The following is a 15,697-nucleotide window of genomic DNA, read 5'->3' as shown; positions in this document are numbered from 1 at the left end:
AAGTGAGCAGAACCATACCTAGAGCTTATGTCACAGCAGCGTGGAATGATAATCCGGTGGTTGCGAAGGATGATGCGGTGAAATACTGCACCGCGCTGGTCAAGGAAGGATATCTTCCCCTGTGTCCGATTCTGGTTTTTGACGGGATTTTTCCGGCGGATGTGGAGGATGCACACAAGAGAAAGCGCGAGATGTCGGAGGATATGCTTCGGCGCTCGCGTTTTCTTGTGATCTGCGGGGATGCGCGGAATGAGGAAGTAAGAGACGACATCGCCATCGCAAGAAAGGCAAAGGTCATCGTCACAACGCTAAATGGCGTGATCGGCTATGTGTAAGCGGCTGCCGCTGATTCCTGAAAGTGGCACCAGTGGGTCATCGGATATGGAGACTTTGAAGAGAAGCAAAGGAAGCTGCCGGGAAGGAGGTGATCGCATTGATGAATGAAGAGGTTGCAAGAGAAACAGTTGAAATTGCGGCAAGACCGTTGAAACAGGCAGGTCAGTATTTTATCCGGAGGGCCGTGCAGATGGACGAGAAGGCCCTGCTGAAACTGATTGAACTTATGAAAACAGCGCCGGGGAAAGTAGTGGAGACGCTGAATGGACCGGGCAAAGAGATGTCCGTCAAGGAGCTCCTGAAAAAAGACGAGGGAGCAAAAAACATCGACATCGCGGAGCTTGGCATCGGCGATTTCAAGCCAATCGCAAGGCGCTACGGCATGGACTTTGCCGTTGTAAAGAGCAAATATCTGGACCCGCCGAAATACACGGTTTTCTTCAAGGCAAGAGATGCTGACACGATTGAAAAAGTTATGAATGAGTATTCCGCGAAGTGCATGAAGCGGAAGAATGAGATCGGCAGAGAAAAGCCGAGCCTTCTTGCGGCTCTGAAGAAGTTGAAATCAATGGTCCTGTCAGCTCCGAGAAAAGAGGTCGAGAAGAGGAAGGAGGAAGTGCGATGAATTTTTCTGAAGCACCTCTGCCAGGTGAACATCCGGCATTACAGGAAGGGAGGATTTTGATTGAATGGCAGCAAGTGGAAGAAAACGCTGATTCTCTGCCTTCCTTACATTATCGTTGGCCTGCTCTGCACAAACCTTGGCGAGGCATGGAGACTGGCAGAGGGTATCAATGCATCGGAGAAACTACAGGATGTTTTTCAGAGCGGAACACTGCATACGGCATTTCAAAATCTGCTTCCCAGCCTCTATCCGTCAGATCTGATCGTTGGTATTGTCTGTGGAGCGGCACTGCGGCTGGCAGTTTTTATGAAAGGCAAGAATGCGAAGAAGTTCCGGCAGAACGAAGAATATGGCAGTGCCCGCTGGGGAACTCATGCCGACATCGAGCCATTCGAGGATCCGGATTTTGAAAACAACGTGATTCTGTCTCAGTCAGAGCGGCTCACGATGAGCAGCCGCCCTCCGGTCCCGAAGTACTCGAGAAACAAGAATATTCTTGTCGTCGGTGGCTCGGGATCAGGTAAAACAAGGTTCGTCCTGAAACCGAACCTTCTTCAGTGCTGCTCAAAAAAATATCCTGTCTCTTTTGTGGTGACGGATCCGAAAGGATTAACCTCATAGGGACAGAGAAAATAATAAGACTTGGAAAGGAGGTAATTCTCATGTCAAATACGAAAAGAACAGGACAAACAGCCCTTTATGAGCGTTTAAGTCGTGATGATGAAATGCAAGGAGAAAGTAATTCCATCACCAATCAAAAGCAGCTACTTGAAAGCTATGCCAAAAAAAACGGCTTTATAAATATTTATCACTATACTGATGATGGAGTAAGCGGAACAACCTTTGATAGAGAGGGATTTCAAAAGATGATAAAAGCAGTAGAAGAAAACAAAGTATCTACTGTGATAGTAAAAGATATGAGTAGGTTTGGTAGAGATTATCTCAAAGTAGGTTTTTATACCGAAATACTTTTCAAAGAAAAGGGTGTAAGATTTATTGCCATCAATAACGGAATAGATAGCGAAAAACAAGCAGAAAGCGACTTTACCCCATTTCTAAATATTATGAATGAATGGTATGCAAGAGATACCTCAAGAAAAATACAGTCTATCTTCAGAGCAAGAATGGAAGAAGGTAAAAGAGTATCTCCAAGCGTTCCATACGGCTATTATAGAAACCCTAAGAACAAACAGCAGTTACTTGTCGATAAAGAGAGTGCAAAGGTCGTAAAACGCATTTACCATCTTGTTATAGAGGGATATGGAGTAACACAGATAGCAGATATACTAACCAAAGATAAAGTCCTTATTCCATCAGCCTATGCAGAAATACATTATCCTGAAAATAACCATAGTTCTAAGAAAAGAGGAATAGAAGACCCGTATTTTTGGACACCGACCACAATAGGCTATATCTTAGAAAAAAGAGAATATATGGGTCATACTGTTCTTGGTAAAACAATATGCGTTGATTACAAAACTAAGAAACGCAGAAAGGCGAAAGAAGATGAACTCATTATCTTCAAAAATACCCATGAAGCCATCATTGATGAAGAAACATGGAATAACGCCCAAAGGCTAAGAAAAACAGTAAGAAGAAGTCCGAAGTACGGGACAACCTCACACCCATTTACAGGGCTTTTAATCTGTTCAGATTGTGGAGGTAAATTAAGCTACAGAGAGCCGGCAGAACATAAAGAAAAGAAATACGATAGTGATTACTCTTTTGTATGTCAACATTACAGACACAGAAAAGGCACTTGCAGTATGCACTACATCAAAGTAAAAACAGTGAATGAAATTCTCTTAAAATCAATCAAAGAAATAACCGATTTCGCAAAAGAAGAAAAGCAAGAATTTCTAAAAGTGATGAATAAGTTATCTGATGAAAAAAGAGAAGAAAAGTATCAAGGAGATAAAGAAAAATTAGAAAAGTTGTCATCAAGAAATGCAGAACTAACCACCCTTATTACAAAACTATATGAAGACCACGCACTTGGAAAAATTCCCGTAAAACATTTTGACAGATTATTTAATACCTATGATACAGAGCAACAAGACTTAGAAAAGCAAATACAGTATTTTGAAGAGGAAATAGAAAGCTATCATCAGAGAAAAGTTGACACCGATAAATTCCTAAAAATGATAGAGAAATATACCGATATTGAAGAACTGACAGTACCAATGATAAATGAGTATATAGAAAAAGTTGTAGTTCATGAAGCGACAGGGGGAAGAAAAGGGAAAGATAGAAAACAGCAAGTTGATGTGTATTTTAACTTTATAGGCAACTGTCAAGTACCACAAAAAGCCAATATAGAAAAAATGGCTTTAAAATGGTATAATATAGTTGGATAAATTTGAATTTATGATGGAGATAGAATGTAATGATAAGGGAGTTAAAAGATGATGGAAAATCATATATAAAAATATTTTTAATTGGAATATTGGTGGGATGTATTACTCGATTGTTAGATTACTGTTCATTAGATACTTTATGGAGTTGGTCTTCTATTCAAACGCTATTAGGATTTTGGATGATTTCAAATACTATAATAGTGGTAAAGAGTTCATCGAATAAGTGTGCAGGAATTAGCTCATTCTTATATATGTTTGGAATGACATTGAGTTTTTATGGATTGCAGGTTATTCTTGGTATGTTTATTCCAATGTTTTCGGATAGATTTCGTTTTTCTTTATTTATAATGTTTACGATTTTATCCATACCATGTGCGATCGCAGCGTTTATCCTTTATTATTGGAATAAAAATGAATTTTATAACTCTGTTTTATATTCATTGCCGGTAGGAGCATTATTTTCAGAGACGGTAGCTATAGCAATAAAATTTCACATGACACATACTTTTTTGTTTCAGTTACTAATGGATGGAATTGGAACTATTGCTTTTGGAGTATTGTTTTTCAATAAAGTGAAAAATCGCTATGTGTACTTGTTTTCTATCATCATAAGTTTCTTAGTATTTTACTTTATTCTATATCACAGGGAAGTTCTTACTTGGTTGGAGTGAAATTATCCTATATAGATTATAAAGGAACGAGACATTATTTTAACTAAATCCCAGTTTGTCGAGCTGAATAAAACTGAACATTAAAGATATAGGGCGATAGAAAGTAAAACATCTATCGTCTTTTCTTATGCTCAAAATTTGAAAGAGAGGAAAACAGAAAATGAAAAATATAGATGAAAAAATTTTAATGGCAGAAGAAGAGATTAAGCAGTTACAAAACAAAAGAAAAAAGCTCATCAGTCAGCAGAAACAGGAAGAAAGAAAAAAGAGAGATAAAAGGATATATGAAAAAGGAGCAGTTTTTGAAAGTATCTTTAACGAGAGTAGGGATTTTACCAAAGACGAATTTTATCAGCTAATCACATTTCCGAATATAAAAGAAATAGTCAATCAAAAAATCTTAAAAATAGTAGAAGAACGAGGACAAAGCGAAAATAAAATTACAGAAACACAAGAGGGAGTAATGGAAACAGAGGAATAGTCCCTTGTTTACAAGGGCGCACTTATACACCCTAAAGGGTGTGTGCGTTCTCCGAAGGCTCTTAGCAGAGGGCATATCAGCTAACGCTGATACAGGGGAGCTACACTCCCCTACGGAAATAAATTTCCTACCCCTTGTGTACTTTCCAAAAGAAATCGGATAAAAAGCTATCCGATTTTTTTTGGAAGTCTTATCCATCGCCACATCAAAGTATCAGAAAAACGAAAGGAGGTTTTCTCTTATGGCGATATATCATCTCAGTATCAAAATTATCTCAAGAGGCAAAGGCAAAAGTGCAGTTGCAGCCTCCGCCTATAGAAGTGGCGAAAAGATAAAAAACGAATATGATGGTATAATCCATGACTTTACAAGAAAAGGAGGAATCGCCCATGCCGAAATTCTATTACCACAAAACGCACCACAGGAGTTTTCGGACAGGGGAACATTATGGAATAGCGTGGAGAAAATCGAAAAAAGTCAAAACTCACAACTTGCAAGAGAAATAGAAATTGCCCTACCCAAAGAATTAGACCGAGAAAAACAGATAGAACTTGTTAGGGAGTATGTAAAAGAAAATTTTGTAAATGTCGGTATGTGTGCCGATATTGCCTTACACGATAAAAATGACGGAAATCCACACGCTCATATTTTACTTACTATGCGACCGTTCAACGAAGATACAACATGGGGAGCAAAATCAAAAAAGGAATATATCCTTGATGAAAACGGAGAAAAAGTAAAACTCAAAAACGGAAGTTACAAAACAAGAAAAATCAATACAATCGATTGGAATGAGCAAGAAAAAGCAGAGGAGTGGAGAAAGTCGTGGGCAGACATTACAAACAGATATCTTGAAGAAAACAGCATACAGGAAAAAGTAGATCACCGCTCTTATCAAAGACAGGGCATAGAGCAAATACCGACCATTCATTTAGGAGTATCAGCAACCCAAATGGAGAAGAAAGGTATAGCCACCGACAGAGGAAATGTCAATCGAGAAATCAAACATCAAAATATGATTTTAAGAGAAATCTCAAGACGAATAAAGGCATTACTAAATTGGATAAGGGGAATTGGAAAAGAAGAAAAGATAGAAATACAAAATACAAAGTCCACCCTCCTACCAAAAGAAAATCTGCTATCTGTTTTTGAAAATCTTATCAATCAAAACGCAGATAGTAATAATGCAGACTTGGAAAAATACATTGAAGTTTATCAGTTTCTAAAAGAGAAAAACATCACATCCCTATCGGAACTGGAAGAAAGCATATCGGCATTACGAGATAAGAACTACAAGACTACAAGAGCCTTAAAAGATACCGAGAAGAAAATAAACGACAGAGTACAACTTATCGACCAATCCGATGAATATTTGAAACATAAAGACATCTACAAAGCTTATACCGAGTTAAAGAAAAGCAAACAGGAAGATTTTTATAACGAACATACGGCAGAGATTATTTTATTTGAGAGTGCAAGAAAATATCTGAAAGAGCATTTAGGAGAAAGCAAGACCTTAAACATTTCCCAATGGAAAACAGAAATTACATCATTGAAGAAAGAGAAAAAGAGCCTATATAGTCAAATATTAGAAATACGAGAAGAAGTTGAAAAGGCAGAAAGAGTTAAAACATGTATAGGGCAGTTACAGGAACAAGAAAAGCGACTATCACAAGTAAAGCGACTATCACAAGTAAAGCGAAACGAGTTAGAAGTATAAAACTGGTCGAAAATGTATGGTACAATATTATAAATATAGAGTGAAACGAATTTGAATTTGTGGAGGTGTTAGCTATGGGGCTATTTGAAAAATTAAAAAAGAATAAAAATGCTAAAATTGTAGAGCAGAAATTTCCTTTTTATGATGAGCCAAATACAGCAGCTATTGTATGTAGTCATGTAATAAATAGAGAAGAACCAATTTTATTTGTATCACATGATGAAGCTTGATGTGATTGATTATCTCTTAAAGCCGTTTCACAGAGAGGATCTTGAGATGAGCATACAGAAGGCACGCCTGAAGCTGCATTTTCTGAACAGAGAGGAGGAGAAGCAGCTGCTCCTCTCAGAGCGGGAGCTCGGTGTGAAGAACAGCCTGGTGCGGGAGGCTGTGAGCTATGTGAGAGAACACTATGCGGAAGAGATATCCAGTGTACGGATGGCAGAGCATCTGAATATCAGTGCTGCCTACTTTTGCCGCATCTTTAAGAAAGAAACCGGATACACCTTCAGTCAGTATCTGGTGAATTACAGGATACACATTGCAGCGGGAATGCTCGCGAATTTTGATCTGAGAATCAGTGAGGTCGCTGCACAGGTTGGCATCGTCGACAGCAATTATTTTTCACAGCTCTTTAAGCGCATTATGGGAGTTACACCCACTGAATATCAGAATGAAAAAGGACATTTGTTCTGAAATGTCAAAGGATTTAAGAAAGAGGTCAATGCCGTCGAGGCGGAACAGGGCCTCTTTCTTTTATAATTTAGACAGAACAGCAGGTTCACAGGTCATGAAAGTCATTGAAGTAAAAAAACAGGGAGGAAAAAATGAAGAGAAAGCTTTGGCTCAGTCTGACACTGACAGGAATGATGGCGATATCGCTCTCCGCATGCGGGAGCTCCGGCACGGCAGAGATGGCGAAAACAGAGGAGAGCACTGCTGCTGTGCAGGACACTGAGGAGGAGATGACGCTGGAAGAGCTGGTTGCTGCCGCTCAGGCAGAGGCAACCGCGCAGGGAGCCGGAAGATTCACGGTCTATGCGTCGACGAGCCGAGTCGAAAAAATGCTGGATGCTTTTACCAAGACATATGGTATAGAGGGCGATTTTTATCATGAGAGCGGACAGGATATGTACACCAAGCTCACTACCGAGCTGGAAGCAAAGGTCACGGATTCCGCAGATGTCGCATTTTTACAGGACGCCTACCTCATGCAAACTCAGCTGCGCAATTATGATTATCTCACAAACTATGTGCCGCCATTCCTGAAGGAGGATATTCATCAGGAAGAGCAGGATCCGCTGGTTTGCTACTACTATAATAAGCTCTTTATCTATAACCATACGGACGGAGCTGCACCGGTCACCAATGTGTGGGAGCTCACGGAGGATAGCTATAAGGGCAAAATCTTCATGAAGGATCTCAGCAAGGAGTCGATTAATAAGAACTTTTTTGCAATGTTGACGAGAGACGACTGGGCCGAAAAGCTGGCGGCTGCCTATCAGGAGCACTATGGAACAGAGTTGAAGCTGGACGAGGATTGTCCGAATGCGGGCTATCAGTTCATCAAGAGCTTTCTCCCCAATGTAAGCTATGGAACCGGAGACGGTGACATTGCCACCAATATCTCCAACGGAAACGGTGGAAATATGGCGCTGATTGTCTACTCTAAGCTGAGAGATGACAGTGTATTGCAGGAAAATCTGACCGTATCTGCGTATGAGGATACACAGCCGTTGCCCTTCAGCGGTTTCATGTATCCCGTATATTTGCAGATGATACGTAGCACGGACCGGCCCTACACAGCGAAGCTGTTCATTTATTTCATGATGTCTGAGGAGGGCTTTCAATCAGCCTTCCAGACAAAGGCCACGGATATCGGAACGTATTCGGGCAACAGTAAAGTGATGTCGCTCGAGGGAGACCGTGAGCTGGAGTTCTGGAAGAAGTGCCTGGTGATTGAGGATCCGCAGCATTTACAGAAGGCCTACGCAGAGGGAGTGCTTGATTTCATCACCTTTGCAGCAGCCAATCATTAATCAGAGCTTTTACGGACAAGCTGCGGTGAACCAGACCTGTCAGCTTGTCCGTTTTTATAAGGAGAGAGAATGAAGAACAAGTCTCATCGCATCAGCGCCTTTTTTTCAAAACCGGCCAATATTATTCTGGTTTTCTTTGCGTTCGCCCTGACTCTGCTCACATTGTATCCGCTGATTGAGCTGATCAGGCACAGCTTTATCGCACATGCGACAGATGTTGCGATATTTCCGGATCTGAAGCGGGGCATGCTGAATATAAGGAGCTGGCAGAAGCTACTTTTTACATCAGAAAATAAGTACAGCCTGATAAACTTCTACCGCCCCATGTACAATTCTCTTTTATATTCGCTGCTCTCATCTGTGTTCGCACTTGCCTTTGGCGGCAGTGTGGCGTGGCTCATCACGAGAAGCAATATGAAGGGAAAGCCCTTCATCTCGAGTGCCTTTGTATTTCCGTACATTCTCCCTTCATGGACGCTCGCACTGTTCTGGATCAATATGTTCCAGAATCCGAATGTCGGAACGGGCGTAAAAGGGTTTGTCTACTCCCTGACAGGCTGGTGCGCGCCGGAGTGGTTTGTTTATGGATTGTTTCCGCTTGTGATTGTGAGCGGACTGCACTACGCGCCCTTCGCCTACATTTTCATTGGTGGAATTCTCCGCAATATGGATGCCAATCTGGAGGAGGCGGCGACGGTGCTGAAGACGCCGAGAAACCGCATCTTCCGCTGCATCACCCTGCCCATTGTAAAGCCAGCGATTCTTTCCACCTTTCTATTGGTGTTCGCGAGTGTCATGGGCTCCTATGCGGTACCAGTCTATCTCGGTTCTCCGGTCAATTTTTTTGTGCTGACAACAAAGATGAAGATGATGCAGACCAGCGCGATCGGACAGGCATATATCATCGCAATGTTCATGGTGGCGAGCGGCTCTCTGGTGCTGCTCATCAATAACCTGATGACAGGAAAACGCCAGTCCTACACAACTGTCACCGGAAAGTCCTCTCAGATATCTCTGGTAGATCTGAAATCAGGGCGCTATGTGATTGCGGCGGTGTTAGAAATTCTCATGGTGTTTGTCTGTATTGCACCGCTGATTTCCTTTGCCCTGGAGTCGCTTATTATCAGGGCGGGAGATTATTCTCTCTCCAATATGACGCTCAACTACTGGATTGGGGCGGAGGGGAGCGTCTCCACTCTCGCGGCAGGAACCGCCGGAATCCTGAGGGAAAAGCTTGTGTGGAAGGCGGCGCAGAATTCTCTGCTGCTCTCGACAATCTGTGCACTGCTTGCCGGGGGCTGCGGTATCATCATCGGCTATGCGGTTGTGCGCAGAAGGGGGAGCAGACTTGCGAATTATGTCAGCGGACTGTCCTTTTTTCCATATCTGATTCCTTCCATGGCGTTCAGCGCCATCTATCTTGCGATTTCAACCAACGTCTCATTTTTGGCAAACTCCCTGCTGATTCTCATTATTGTGGGCACGGTGAAGTATCTTCCCTTTGCCTCCAGGGCGGGAATTAATTCCATGCTGCAGCTGTCCCCTGAGATCGAAGAGGCAGCAATGGTGTACGGGGTGCCGTGGTCAAAGCGCATGCTGAAAATCATTATCCCGATTCAGAAGGCAAGTATTATCTCCGGTTTTCTCCTCCCATTTGTCTCCTGCATGAGAGAGCTCTCGCTCTTTGTAATGCTGGCCAGCGCGAAGACACAGACACTCACCACCATCCTGATGGCGTACAGCGAGAAAGGGGCGAGTCAGTATGGAAATGCGATCAATCTTCTGATCATCATATTGGTGCTGATCATCAACTTTACAGTTAATAAAATCACCGGCGCTTCGATAGACAAAGGAATAGGGGGCAACTGATATGTCAGAGATCATCTTAAAAAACGTTACAAAAAAATTCGGAGACGGATTTGTCGCAGTGAAGGAACTCAATATGGAGATTGAGGACAGAGCATTTATTACGCTGCTGGGTCCATCGGGCTGCGGAAAGACGACGACGCTCCGCATGATCGCCGGCCTGGAGACGCCGAGCTCCGGAACCATCACGATAGACGGTGTTCCGGTGTTTGATGCGGAGCGAGGCATCAACCTTCCTCCGGATAAGCGCGATATCGGTTTTTTATTTCAGAACTATGCCCTGTGGCCGCATATGACAGTCTATAAGAATATCGCCTTTGGACTGGAGAACCTGAAGTGGAGCAGAGACAGAATAGACGAGCGCATCAGGGAGCTTCTGGTCATGCTGAAAATAGAGGAGTTTGCTTCCCGTTATCCGGCAGAGCTCTCGGGCGGACAGCAGCAGAGAGTAGCGATCGCCCGAACGTTGGCGCCGAAACCCCGTGTGCTCTTCATGGATGAGCCGCTGTCCAATCTGGATGCAAAGCTTCGCGGTGACATGCGGACAGAGCTGAAGCGTCTGCATATCGACACCAATTCCACTTTTATTTATGTTACGCACGATCAGCTGGAGGCCATGACGCTGTCGACAAAGGTTTGTTTGATCGAGGGCGGCGTGCTGCAGCAGTACGCACCACCCTTTGAGATCTATAATCGTCCTCAAAATATTTTTGTCGCGGATTTCATGGGGAATCCTTCGATCAATCTCATTCAGCTCCCGATTCGGAGGGAGAGTGCAGACTGCGGCATCATGGAATGCTGCGGGAAGCAGCTGCGCTTTCATGCGGAGACAGAGCTGCAGCCCTGCGGCGAGCAGGTGATACTGGGGGTGCGTCCGGAACACATAGAAATTTCCGATCAGGGAGCGCTGAGAGCAAAGGTCTACACGACCCTGCCCACGGGCATGGAGACAACGGTGAAGCTCAGGCTTGGAGAGAAGCTGATCTCTGTCGTCGCGTTCGGAAGCGTGGATTACAGCGTGGATCAGGAGGTGGCGCTTTCGTTTACCGGAGATAAGATTCTGCTCTTTGACGCGGAAAGCAGGAGAAATATCGGAATCGGGACGCTGGAGGTGCTATGAAGCCGCTCTTTGATCTGCACACGCATACCATTGCCAGTGGCCACGCATACAGCACCATTCAGGAGAATATTCAGTATGCGTATGAATTGGGGCTCAGGGCCTATGGATTTTCTGACCACGGCCCGGCAATCGAGGGCGGACCATCGGAGCTGTATTTCCAGCACTTCCGCGTACTGCCGAGAGAGTACCGGGGGATGAAGGTATGCTGTGGAATCGAGGCAAATATCTGTGACTTTGAGGGCAGACTGGATATCGGTGAAAAGACGATGTCCAGAGTGGATTACATCATTGCAAGCCTGCACAGCTGGTGCCTGAAGCCGGGAGATGTCGGACAGAATATGCGCGCCTATCTGGGGGCGATGAAGAATCCCTGTGTGAAGATTATCGGGCATCCGGATGATTCTGCCTATCCTCTGGATTATGAGGAGCTGGTGAAGCAGGCGTTGCGTCACGGTGTGGCGCTGGAACTGAACGAGTCCTCATTGGATCCGGCTTCTGTGCGAACGGGAGTCCGTGAAAACCTGCTCACCATGCTGTCTTTCTGTGAGCGCTTCGGCTGCCCGGTTCTCTGCGGAACAGATGCGCATCACTGCAGCTATATAGGAAACTTTGCGCGAAGCATCGAGCTCATGGAGACTGCACGATTTCCGGAGGAGCTGGTGCTGAACCTGAGGATGGAAGGGCTGGAACAGGTTCTCAATCAAAAATAGAGGGTACGCGCGTATAGCTGGATGATGCTTATATCCCCTGTATGCCGTCACTCTCGACCTCCAGCGGAGCGGAGGCGGGAGCGCCTGCGAGTGTCTCGCCCTCTGCGAGGTTTGCGTAGGCGGAGGGACGATTCAGAATTTCCATAAACTGCTCGCCGGTGATGGTCTCCTTTTCGTAGAGGAACTGAGAGAGCTCATTCAGCTTGTCTCTGTTTTTCTCAAGGAGTGAGATTGCATGGTCGTGCTGTTTCTTAATGAGGGCGATGACGCGGCGGTCAATGTCCTCGAGCGTCTTGGATGCGCAGGTGGTGCTGGCCTCATCGCCCAGGTAGCGGCTGTTTCGCTGAGACAGCTGCACCATGCCGAAATCATCGTCCATGCCGTACTGGGTGATCATGGCGCGGGCCAGCTTGGTTGCCTGCTCAATATCGTTGGAGGCCCCGGTGGTGATGACGCCGAAGGCGACCTCCTCCGCTGCGCGGCCGGCTGTGAGGGTACAGATCTTGTTCAGTATCTCTTCCTTAGAGAGCAGGTATTTGTCCTGTTCCTCAACCTGAAGCGTGTAGCCGAGTGCGCCGGAGGTGCGGGGGATGATGGTGATCTTCTGAACCGGTGCGGAATTGGACTGCATCGCAGCGACCAGCGCATGACCGATCTCGTGGTAGGCGACTGTGCATTTTTCCTTGTCGGTCAGTACCGCATTTTTCTTCTGATACCCGGCGATGACAGTCTCAACGCTCTCCTCTAAGTCGGATTGATTTGCAACCTTTCTTCCGGCGCGAACCGCACGAAGCGCAGCTTCATTGATAATATTTGCCAGCTCGGCGCCGGAGGCGCCGCTTGCCATACGGGCGATGGTGTGAAGGTTCACATTGTCGCTCAGGCGGATTTTCTTTGCGTGAACCTTGAGGATCTCCTCGCGGCCCTTCAGATCCGGAAGCTCCACAGGGATGCGGCGGTCGAAGCGGCCGGGACGCAGCAGTGCGGGATCCAGAGATTCCGGCCGGTTGGTCGCGGCGAGAATGATGACGCCTGTATTTCCTTCAAAGCCATCCATTTCGGTGAGCAGCTGGTTCAGCGTCTGCTCGCGCTCATCATTTCCTCCGAAGGAGCCGGAGCTTCGTTTCTGACCGATCGCATCGATCTCATCAATAAAGACTATGCAGGGAGCCTTCTCCTTCGCCTGTGTGAAGAGATCCCGCACCTTTGAGGCGCCCATGCCGACAAACATCTCCACAAACTCGGAGCCGGAGATAGAGAAGAATGGGACATTGCTCTCACCGGCGACGGCCTTTGCCAGCATGGTCTTTCCGGTTCCGGGAGGGCCGACCAGCAGTATGCCCTTCGGCATCTGAGCGCCAATCGCAGTGTACTGCGCGGGGTCTTTCAGGTACTGGATAATCTCCTGAAGGCTTTCCTTTGCCTCGTCCTCACCTGCCACATCATCAAAGCGTATGCCCTCTGTGGAGTGAACATAAATCTTGGCATTGGATTTCCCCATGCCAAACATCATGGAATTACTTCCGCCGCCCATGCGGCTCATCAGCTTGCGGCTCATCCACTGACCGAGCGCGTAGAAGATGAGGATGGGGAACACCCAGCTCCAGAGAAAGCGCTCCAGCGGCGTGCTGACCTTCTGAATATCGGTGCGGAAATCAACTCCTGCGTCGTAGAGACGCTGTGTCAGATCCGGATCGTTGACGAGGCCGGTCTTGTAGACACTGTCGCTTCCTGACTCCGTAAAGAGGATCTGGTTGCTGTCAATCTGTACCTGATTGATTTTTTTCTGCTCGGTCAGATCCATAAAAACATTGTAGGAGACCTCTTTGATCGAGGCGGACTGAATATGAGGTACGACGATTGCGTTTACCACCAGCATAATCAGCATGACGATGAGATAGTAGTACAGCCAGTTCTTTTTGGGGTCTTTGATTTCTTTCATCTTGCTCCTCCTTGACGTTAAGGAAGCGTGTGGCTGTGAATCTGCTCCATAACGGTGAATGATATATATGTTATAGCACAGCAAGGATCCTAATACCATGAGTTCACAAAGATTTCAGATTTGAAGAAAAGAGTGCAGGGCGATATAGGCTGAACGATGAAAAAAGAGTGCGGACCATCAAAGCTTGTCCGCACTCCTGTCTTTACTCCCTTTTAATCAGATAAGGCCGTGTTTTAGGGTCTTAGCGGCTGTCTGAAGGCACACAGCTGTCTGGAAATACACAAAAAAACCGAACCTGTTTTCAGGTTCGGTTAAAAGTGGAACCGACGAGGATCGAACTCGTGACCTTTCGCGTGTGAGGCGAACGCTCATCCCGGCTGAGCTACGGTTCCGAAAAGGAATACTTGTTTATTATAGCGCAAATTTGCCGCAGTGCAAGGACTTTCTGTACTTTACAGGAAATTTCCCGACAAAAGGCGAGGGTGCGCCGCAGAACAGCGCGCAGGCAGAGGGCACATTTCCTGGAGCTGCAGTCAGCGGCATACGCTCCGCAGCCGCTCATAAAAATCCGGCATGGAGATATTGACGCAGTCCGGATCGGAGATATGGACCGGACCGTCCGCGATGAGCGAGAGCACAGCAAAGCTCATTGCGATGCGGTGGTCCTTATGGGAAGCGATCGACGCTCCGTGCAGTGGGTGTCCCCCCTCTATGATCATGCCGTCTGTGGTCTCCGTGACCGCGGCGCCCAGCTTTTGAAGCTCCTCTGTCATGACGCGGATGCGGTTGGATTCCTTTAGCTTCAGCTCTGCTGCGTCCCGGATCACGGTACGCCCCTCGGCTTGGCAGGCCATGGCCGCGATGACTGGCAGCTCGTCAATGAGGCGGGGGATGAGTGCGCCTCCGATCTCAGTGCCGTGCAGGCGGGAGGCGCGGATCAGGAGATCTGCTGTGGGCTCGGCGTCATGATCTGTGTGTGACAGCACTTCAATGGAGCCGCCCATCGCCTCTGCGACCTCCAGAATTCCACTTCGCGTGGGGTTCACGCCGACCTTGTTGATGCGGAGCTCGCTGCCGGGGAGGAGGAGCGCCGCGGCGATGAAGTAAGCTGCGGAGGAGAGATCTCCGGGGACAGATATCTGCGCCGCATGGAGCGCCTCTGCGGGCTCAATGGTGGTGACAGGGCGCCCCTCGCTGTCTGTGCTGCTGTGAAGTTTGGCCCCGAAGTGCCGCAGCATACGCTCGCTGTGGTCCCTCGAGAGGCTTGGCTCAGTGACGGAGCTCGGACTGTCTGCGTAGAGTCCCGCAAGCAGCACGGCGGATTTCAGCTGCGCGGAGGCGACGGGGGAGAGGTAATGGATGCCGGAGAGTCTGCCGCCGGAGATGCGGAGGGGCGCGGTGTCTGAACCCGCGAGGCTCTGAATCTCTGCGCCCATCTCACGGAGCGGACGCATGATTCTGCCCATGGGGCGCGTCCTTAAAGAGCTGTCGCCGGTCAGCACAGAGGAGAAGCTCTGAGCTGCGAGTATGCCGCTCAAAAGGCGCATGGTTGTCCCGCTGTTTCCGCAGTCGAGCGGGGCGGAGGGAGCCTTAAGACCATGCAGCCCCATTCCCTGTACGGTGACGCGCGTGCCCTCCTGTGTGATCTTCGTGCCCATCGCGCGGAAGCAGCGTATCGTGGAGAGGCAGTCCTCCCCCGGAAGAAAGCCCTGAATCTCGGTGCGCCCCCCGGCGATGGAGCCGAGCATCACGGCCCTGTGCGATATGGACTTGTCGCCGGGCAGCTCCATGGCCCCGCGGAGCATTACCCTCGTGTGATTCTGCATGATA

14 protein-coding genes, 1 tRNA gene and 1 pseudogene are annotated in these 15,697 nt (G+C 46.9%); 13 read left to right on the top strand and 3 right to left on the bottom strand.

The annotated features are described in order from the left end of the window. The first annotated feature begins 2 nt into the window (after positions 1-2). From J2S20_RS05495 to J2S20_RS05435, 13 genes and pseudogenes are all read left to right on the top strand, one after another. Positions 3-335, top strand: coding sequence for a hypothetical protein (locus tag J2S20_RS05495; protein WP_106612496.1), 333 nt, complete (start codon positions 3-5; stop codon positions 333-335). A 101-nt stretch (positions 336-436) separates the two neighbouring features. Beyond that, positions 437-961: a PcfB family protein gene (locus J2S20_RS05490; RefSeq protein ID WP_106612495.1), complete on the top strand. Its 525-nt coding sequence runs from the start codon at positions 437-439 to the stop codon at positions 959-961. Between the two features lie 60 nt (positions 962-1,021). After that, a pseudogene (locus tag J2S20_RS05485) lies at positions 1,022-1,570 on the top strand (type IV secretory system conjugative DNA transfer family protein); the annotation flags it as partial. A 53-nt stretch (positions 1,571-1,623) separates the two neighbouring features. Continuing rightward, positions 1,624-3,318: a recombinase family protein gene (locus J2S20_RS05480; RefSeq protein ID WP_307254028.1), complete on the top strand. Its 1,695-nt coding sequence runs from the start codon at positions 1,624-1,626 to the stop codon at positions 3,316-3,318. Between the two features lie 29 nt (positions 3,319-3,347). Next, positions 3,348-3,989 carry a hypothetical protein gene (locus tag J2S20_RS05475; RefSeq protein WP_091790903.1) on the top strand — a complete coding sequence of 214 codons (642 nt, stop codon included), beginning with the start codon at positions 3,348-3,350 and terminating at the stop codon, positions 3,987-3,989. Between the two features lie 160 nt (positions 3,990-4,149). Then, positions 4,150-4,470: a DUF3847 domain-containing protein gene (locus J2S20_RS05470; RefSeq protein ID WP_165623948.1), complete on the top strand. Its 321-nt coding sequence runs from the start codon at positions 4,150-4,152 to the stop codon at positions 4,468-4,470. Positions 4,471-4,711: 241 nt separating this feature from the next. Next, positions 4,712-6,190, top strand: a complete 1,479-nt coding sequence (gene mobQ / locus J2S20_RS05465) for a MobQ family relaxase (protein WP_307254022.1) — start codon at positions 4,712-4,714, stop codon at positions 6,188-6,190. 74 nt (positions 6,191-6,264) lie between these two features. Beyond that, positions 6,265-6,420 carry a hypothetical protein gene (locus tag J2S20_RS05460; protein WP_307254020.1) on the top strand — a complete coding sequence of 52 codons (156 nt, stop codon included), beginning with the start codon at positions 6,265-6,267 and terminating at the stop codon, positions 6,418-6,420. Then, positions 6,407-6,886 (top strand): response regulator transcription factor, encoded by a 480-nt coding sequence (locus tag J2S20_RS05455; RefSeq protein WP_307254018.1) that lies wholly within the window; start codon positions 6,407-6,409, stop codon positions 6,884-6,886. Before J2S20_RS05460 ends, J2S20_RS05455 begins: the two co-directional genes overlap by 14 nt. A gap of 131 nt (positions 6,887-7,017) precedes the next feature. Further along, a complete protein-coding gene (locus J2S20_RS05450) occupies positions 7,018-8,229 on the top strand; it encodes an ABC transporter substrate-binding protein (RefSeq protein ID WP_307254016.1) in 1,212 nt (403 codons plus the stop codon). 69 nt (positions 8,230-8,298) lie between these two features. Then, positions 8,299-10,098, top strand: a complete 1,800-nt coding sequence (locus tag J2S20_RS05445; protein ID WP_307254013.1) for an ABC transporter permease — start codon at positions 8,299-8,301, stop codon at positions 10,096-10,098. A gap of 1 nt (position 10,099) precedes the next feature. Beyond that, positions 10,100-11,215, top strand: a complete 1,116-nt coding sequence (locus J2S20_RS05440) for an ABC transporter ATP-binding protein (protein WP_106611967.1) — start codon at positions 10,100-10,102, stop codon at positions 11,213-11,215. Further along, positions 11,212-11,925: a phosphatase gene (locus tag J2S20_RS05435; RefSeq protein WP_106611966.1), complete on the top strand. Its 714-nt coding sequence runs from the start codon at positions 11,212-11,214 to the stop codon at positions 11,923-11,925. Before J2S20_RS05440 ends, J2S20_RS05435 begins: the two co-directional genes overlap by 4 nt. A gap of 28 nt (positions 11,926-11,953) precedes the next feature. Here J2S20_RS05435 and ftsH read toward each other — a convergent pair whose 3' ends face one another. The 3 genes from ftsH to aroA all read right to left on the bottom strand — a co-directional run bounded on the left by ftsH (position 11,954) and on the right by aroA (position 15,693). Continuing rightward, the gene (gene ftsH, locus J2S20_RS05430; RefSeq protein ID WP_106611965.1) at positions 11,954-13,867 is read right to left on the bottom strand and encodes an ATP-dependent zinc metalloprotease FtsH; all 1,914 of its coding nucleotides are present in this window, start codon (positions 13,865-13,867) and stop codon (positions 11,954-11,956) included. Between the two features lie 318 nt (positions 13,868-14,185). Beyond that, positions 14,186-14,259, bottom strand: a tRNA-Val gene (locus J2S20_RS05425). A gap of 141 nt (positions 14,260-14,400) precedes the next feature. Beyond that, a complete protein-coding gene (gene aroA / locus J2S20_RS05420) occupies positions 14,401-15,693 on the bottom strand; it encodes a 3-phosphoshikimate 1-carboxyvinyltransferase (protein WP_307254009.1) in 1,293 nt (430 codons plus the stop codon). Between the last annotated feature and the right edge of the window lie 4 nt (positions 15,694-15,697).

The sequence above is a fragment of the Moryella indoligenes genome (genome assembly GCF_030812885.1).
Classification (GTDB): domain Bacteria; phylum Bacillota; class Clostridia; order Lachnospirales; family Lachnospiraceae; genus Moryella; species Moryella indoligenes.
This window is presented reverse-complemented; position numbering and strand designations above follow the sequence as displayed.

What these genes read in the sequence shown, in the direction of transcription:
- J2S20_RS05490 (WP_106612495.1), top strand. Translation starts at nt 437, where the DNA reads ATGAATGAAGAGGTTGCAAGAGAAACAGTTGAAATTGCGGCAAGACCG.
- J2S20_RS05480 (WP_307254028.1), top strand. Translation starts at nt 1,624, where the DNA reads ATGTCAAATACGAAAAGAACAGGACAAACAGCCCTTTATGAGCGTTTA.
- J2S20_RS05475 (WP_091790903.1), top strand. Translation starts at nt 3,348, where the DNA reads ATGATAAGGGAGTTAAAAGATGATGGAAAATCATATATAAAAATATTT.
- J2S20_RS05470 (WP_165623948.1), top strand. Translation starts at nt 4,150, where the DNA reads ATGAAAAATATAGATGAAAAAATTTTAATGGCAGAAGAAGAGATTAAG.
- mobQ (WP_307254022.1), top strand. Translation starts at nt 4,712, where the DNA reads ATGGCGATATATCATCTCAGTATCAAAATTATCTCAAGAGGCAAAGGC.
- J2S20_RS05460 (WP_307254020.1), top strand. Translation starts at nt 6,265, where the DNA reads ATGGGGCTATTTGAAAAATTAAAAAAGAATAAAAATGCTAAAATTGTA.
- J2S20_RS05455 (WP_307254018.1), top strand. Translation starts at nt 6,407, where the DNA reads ATGATGAAGCTTGATGTGATTGATTATCTCTTAAAGCCGTTTCACAGA.
- J2S20_RS05450 (WP_307254016.1), top strand. Translation starts at nt 7,018, where the DNA reads ATGAAGAGAAAGCTTTGGCTCAGTCTGACACTGACAGGAATGATGGCG.
- J2S20_RS05445 (WP_307254013.1), top strand. Translation starts at nt 8,299, where the DNA reads ATGAAGAACAAGTCTCATCGCATCAGCGCCTTTTTTTCAAAACCGGCC.
- J2S20_RS05440 (WP_106611967.1), top strand. Translation starts at nt 10,100, where the DNA reads ATGTCAGAGATCATCTTAAAAAACGTTACAAAAAAATTCGGAGACGGA.
- J2S20_RS05435 (WP_106611966.1), top strand. Translation starts at nt 11,212, where the DNA reads ATGAAGCCGCTCTTTGATCTGCACACGCATACCATTGCCAGTGGCCAC.
- ftsH (WP_106611965.1), bottom strand. Translation starts at nt 13,867, where the DNA reads ATGAAAGAAATCAAAGACCCCAAAAAGAACTGGCTGTACTACTATCTC.
- aroA (WP_307254009.1), bottom strand. Translation starts at nt 15,693, where the DNA reads ATGCAGAATCACACGAGGGTAATGCTCCGCGGGGCCATGGAGCTGCCC.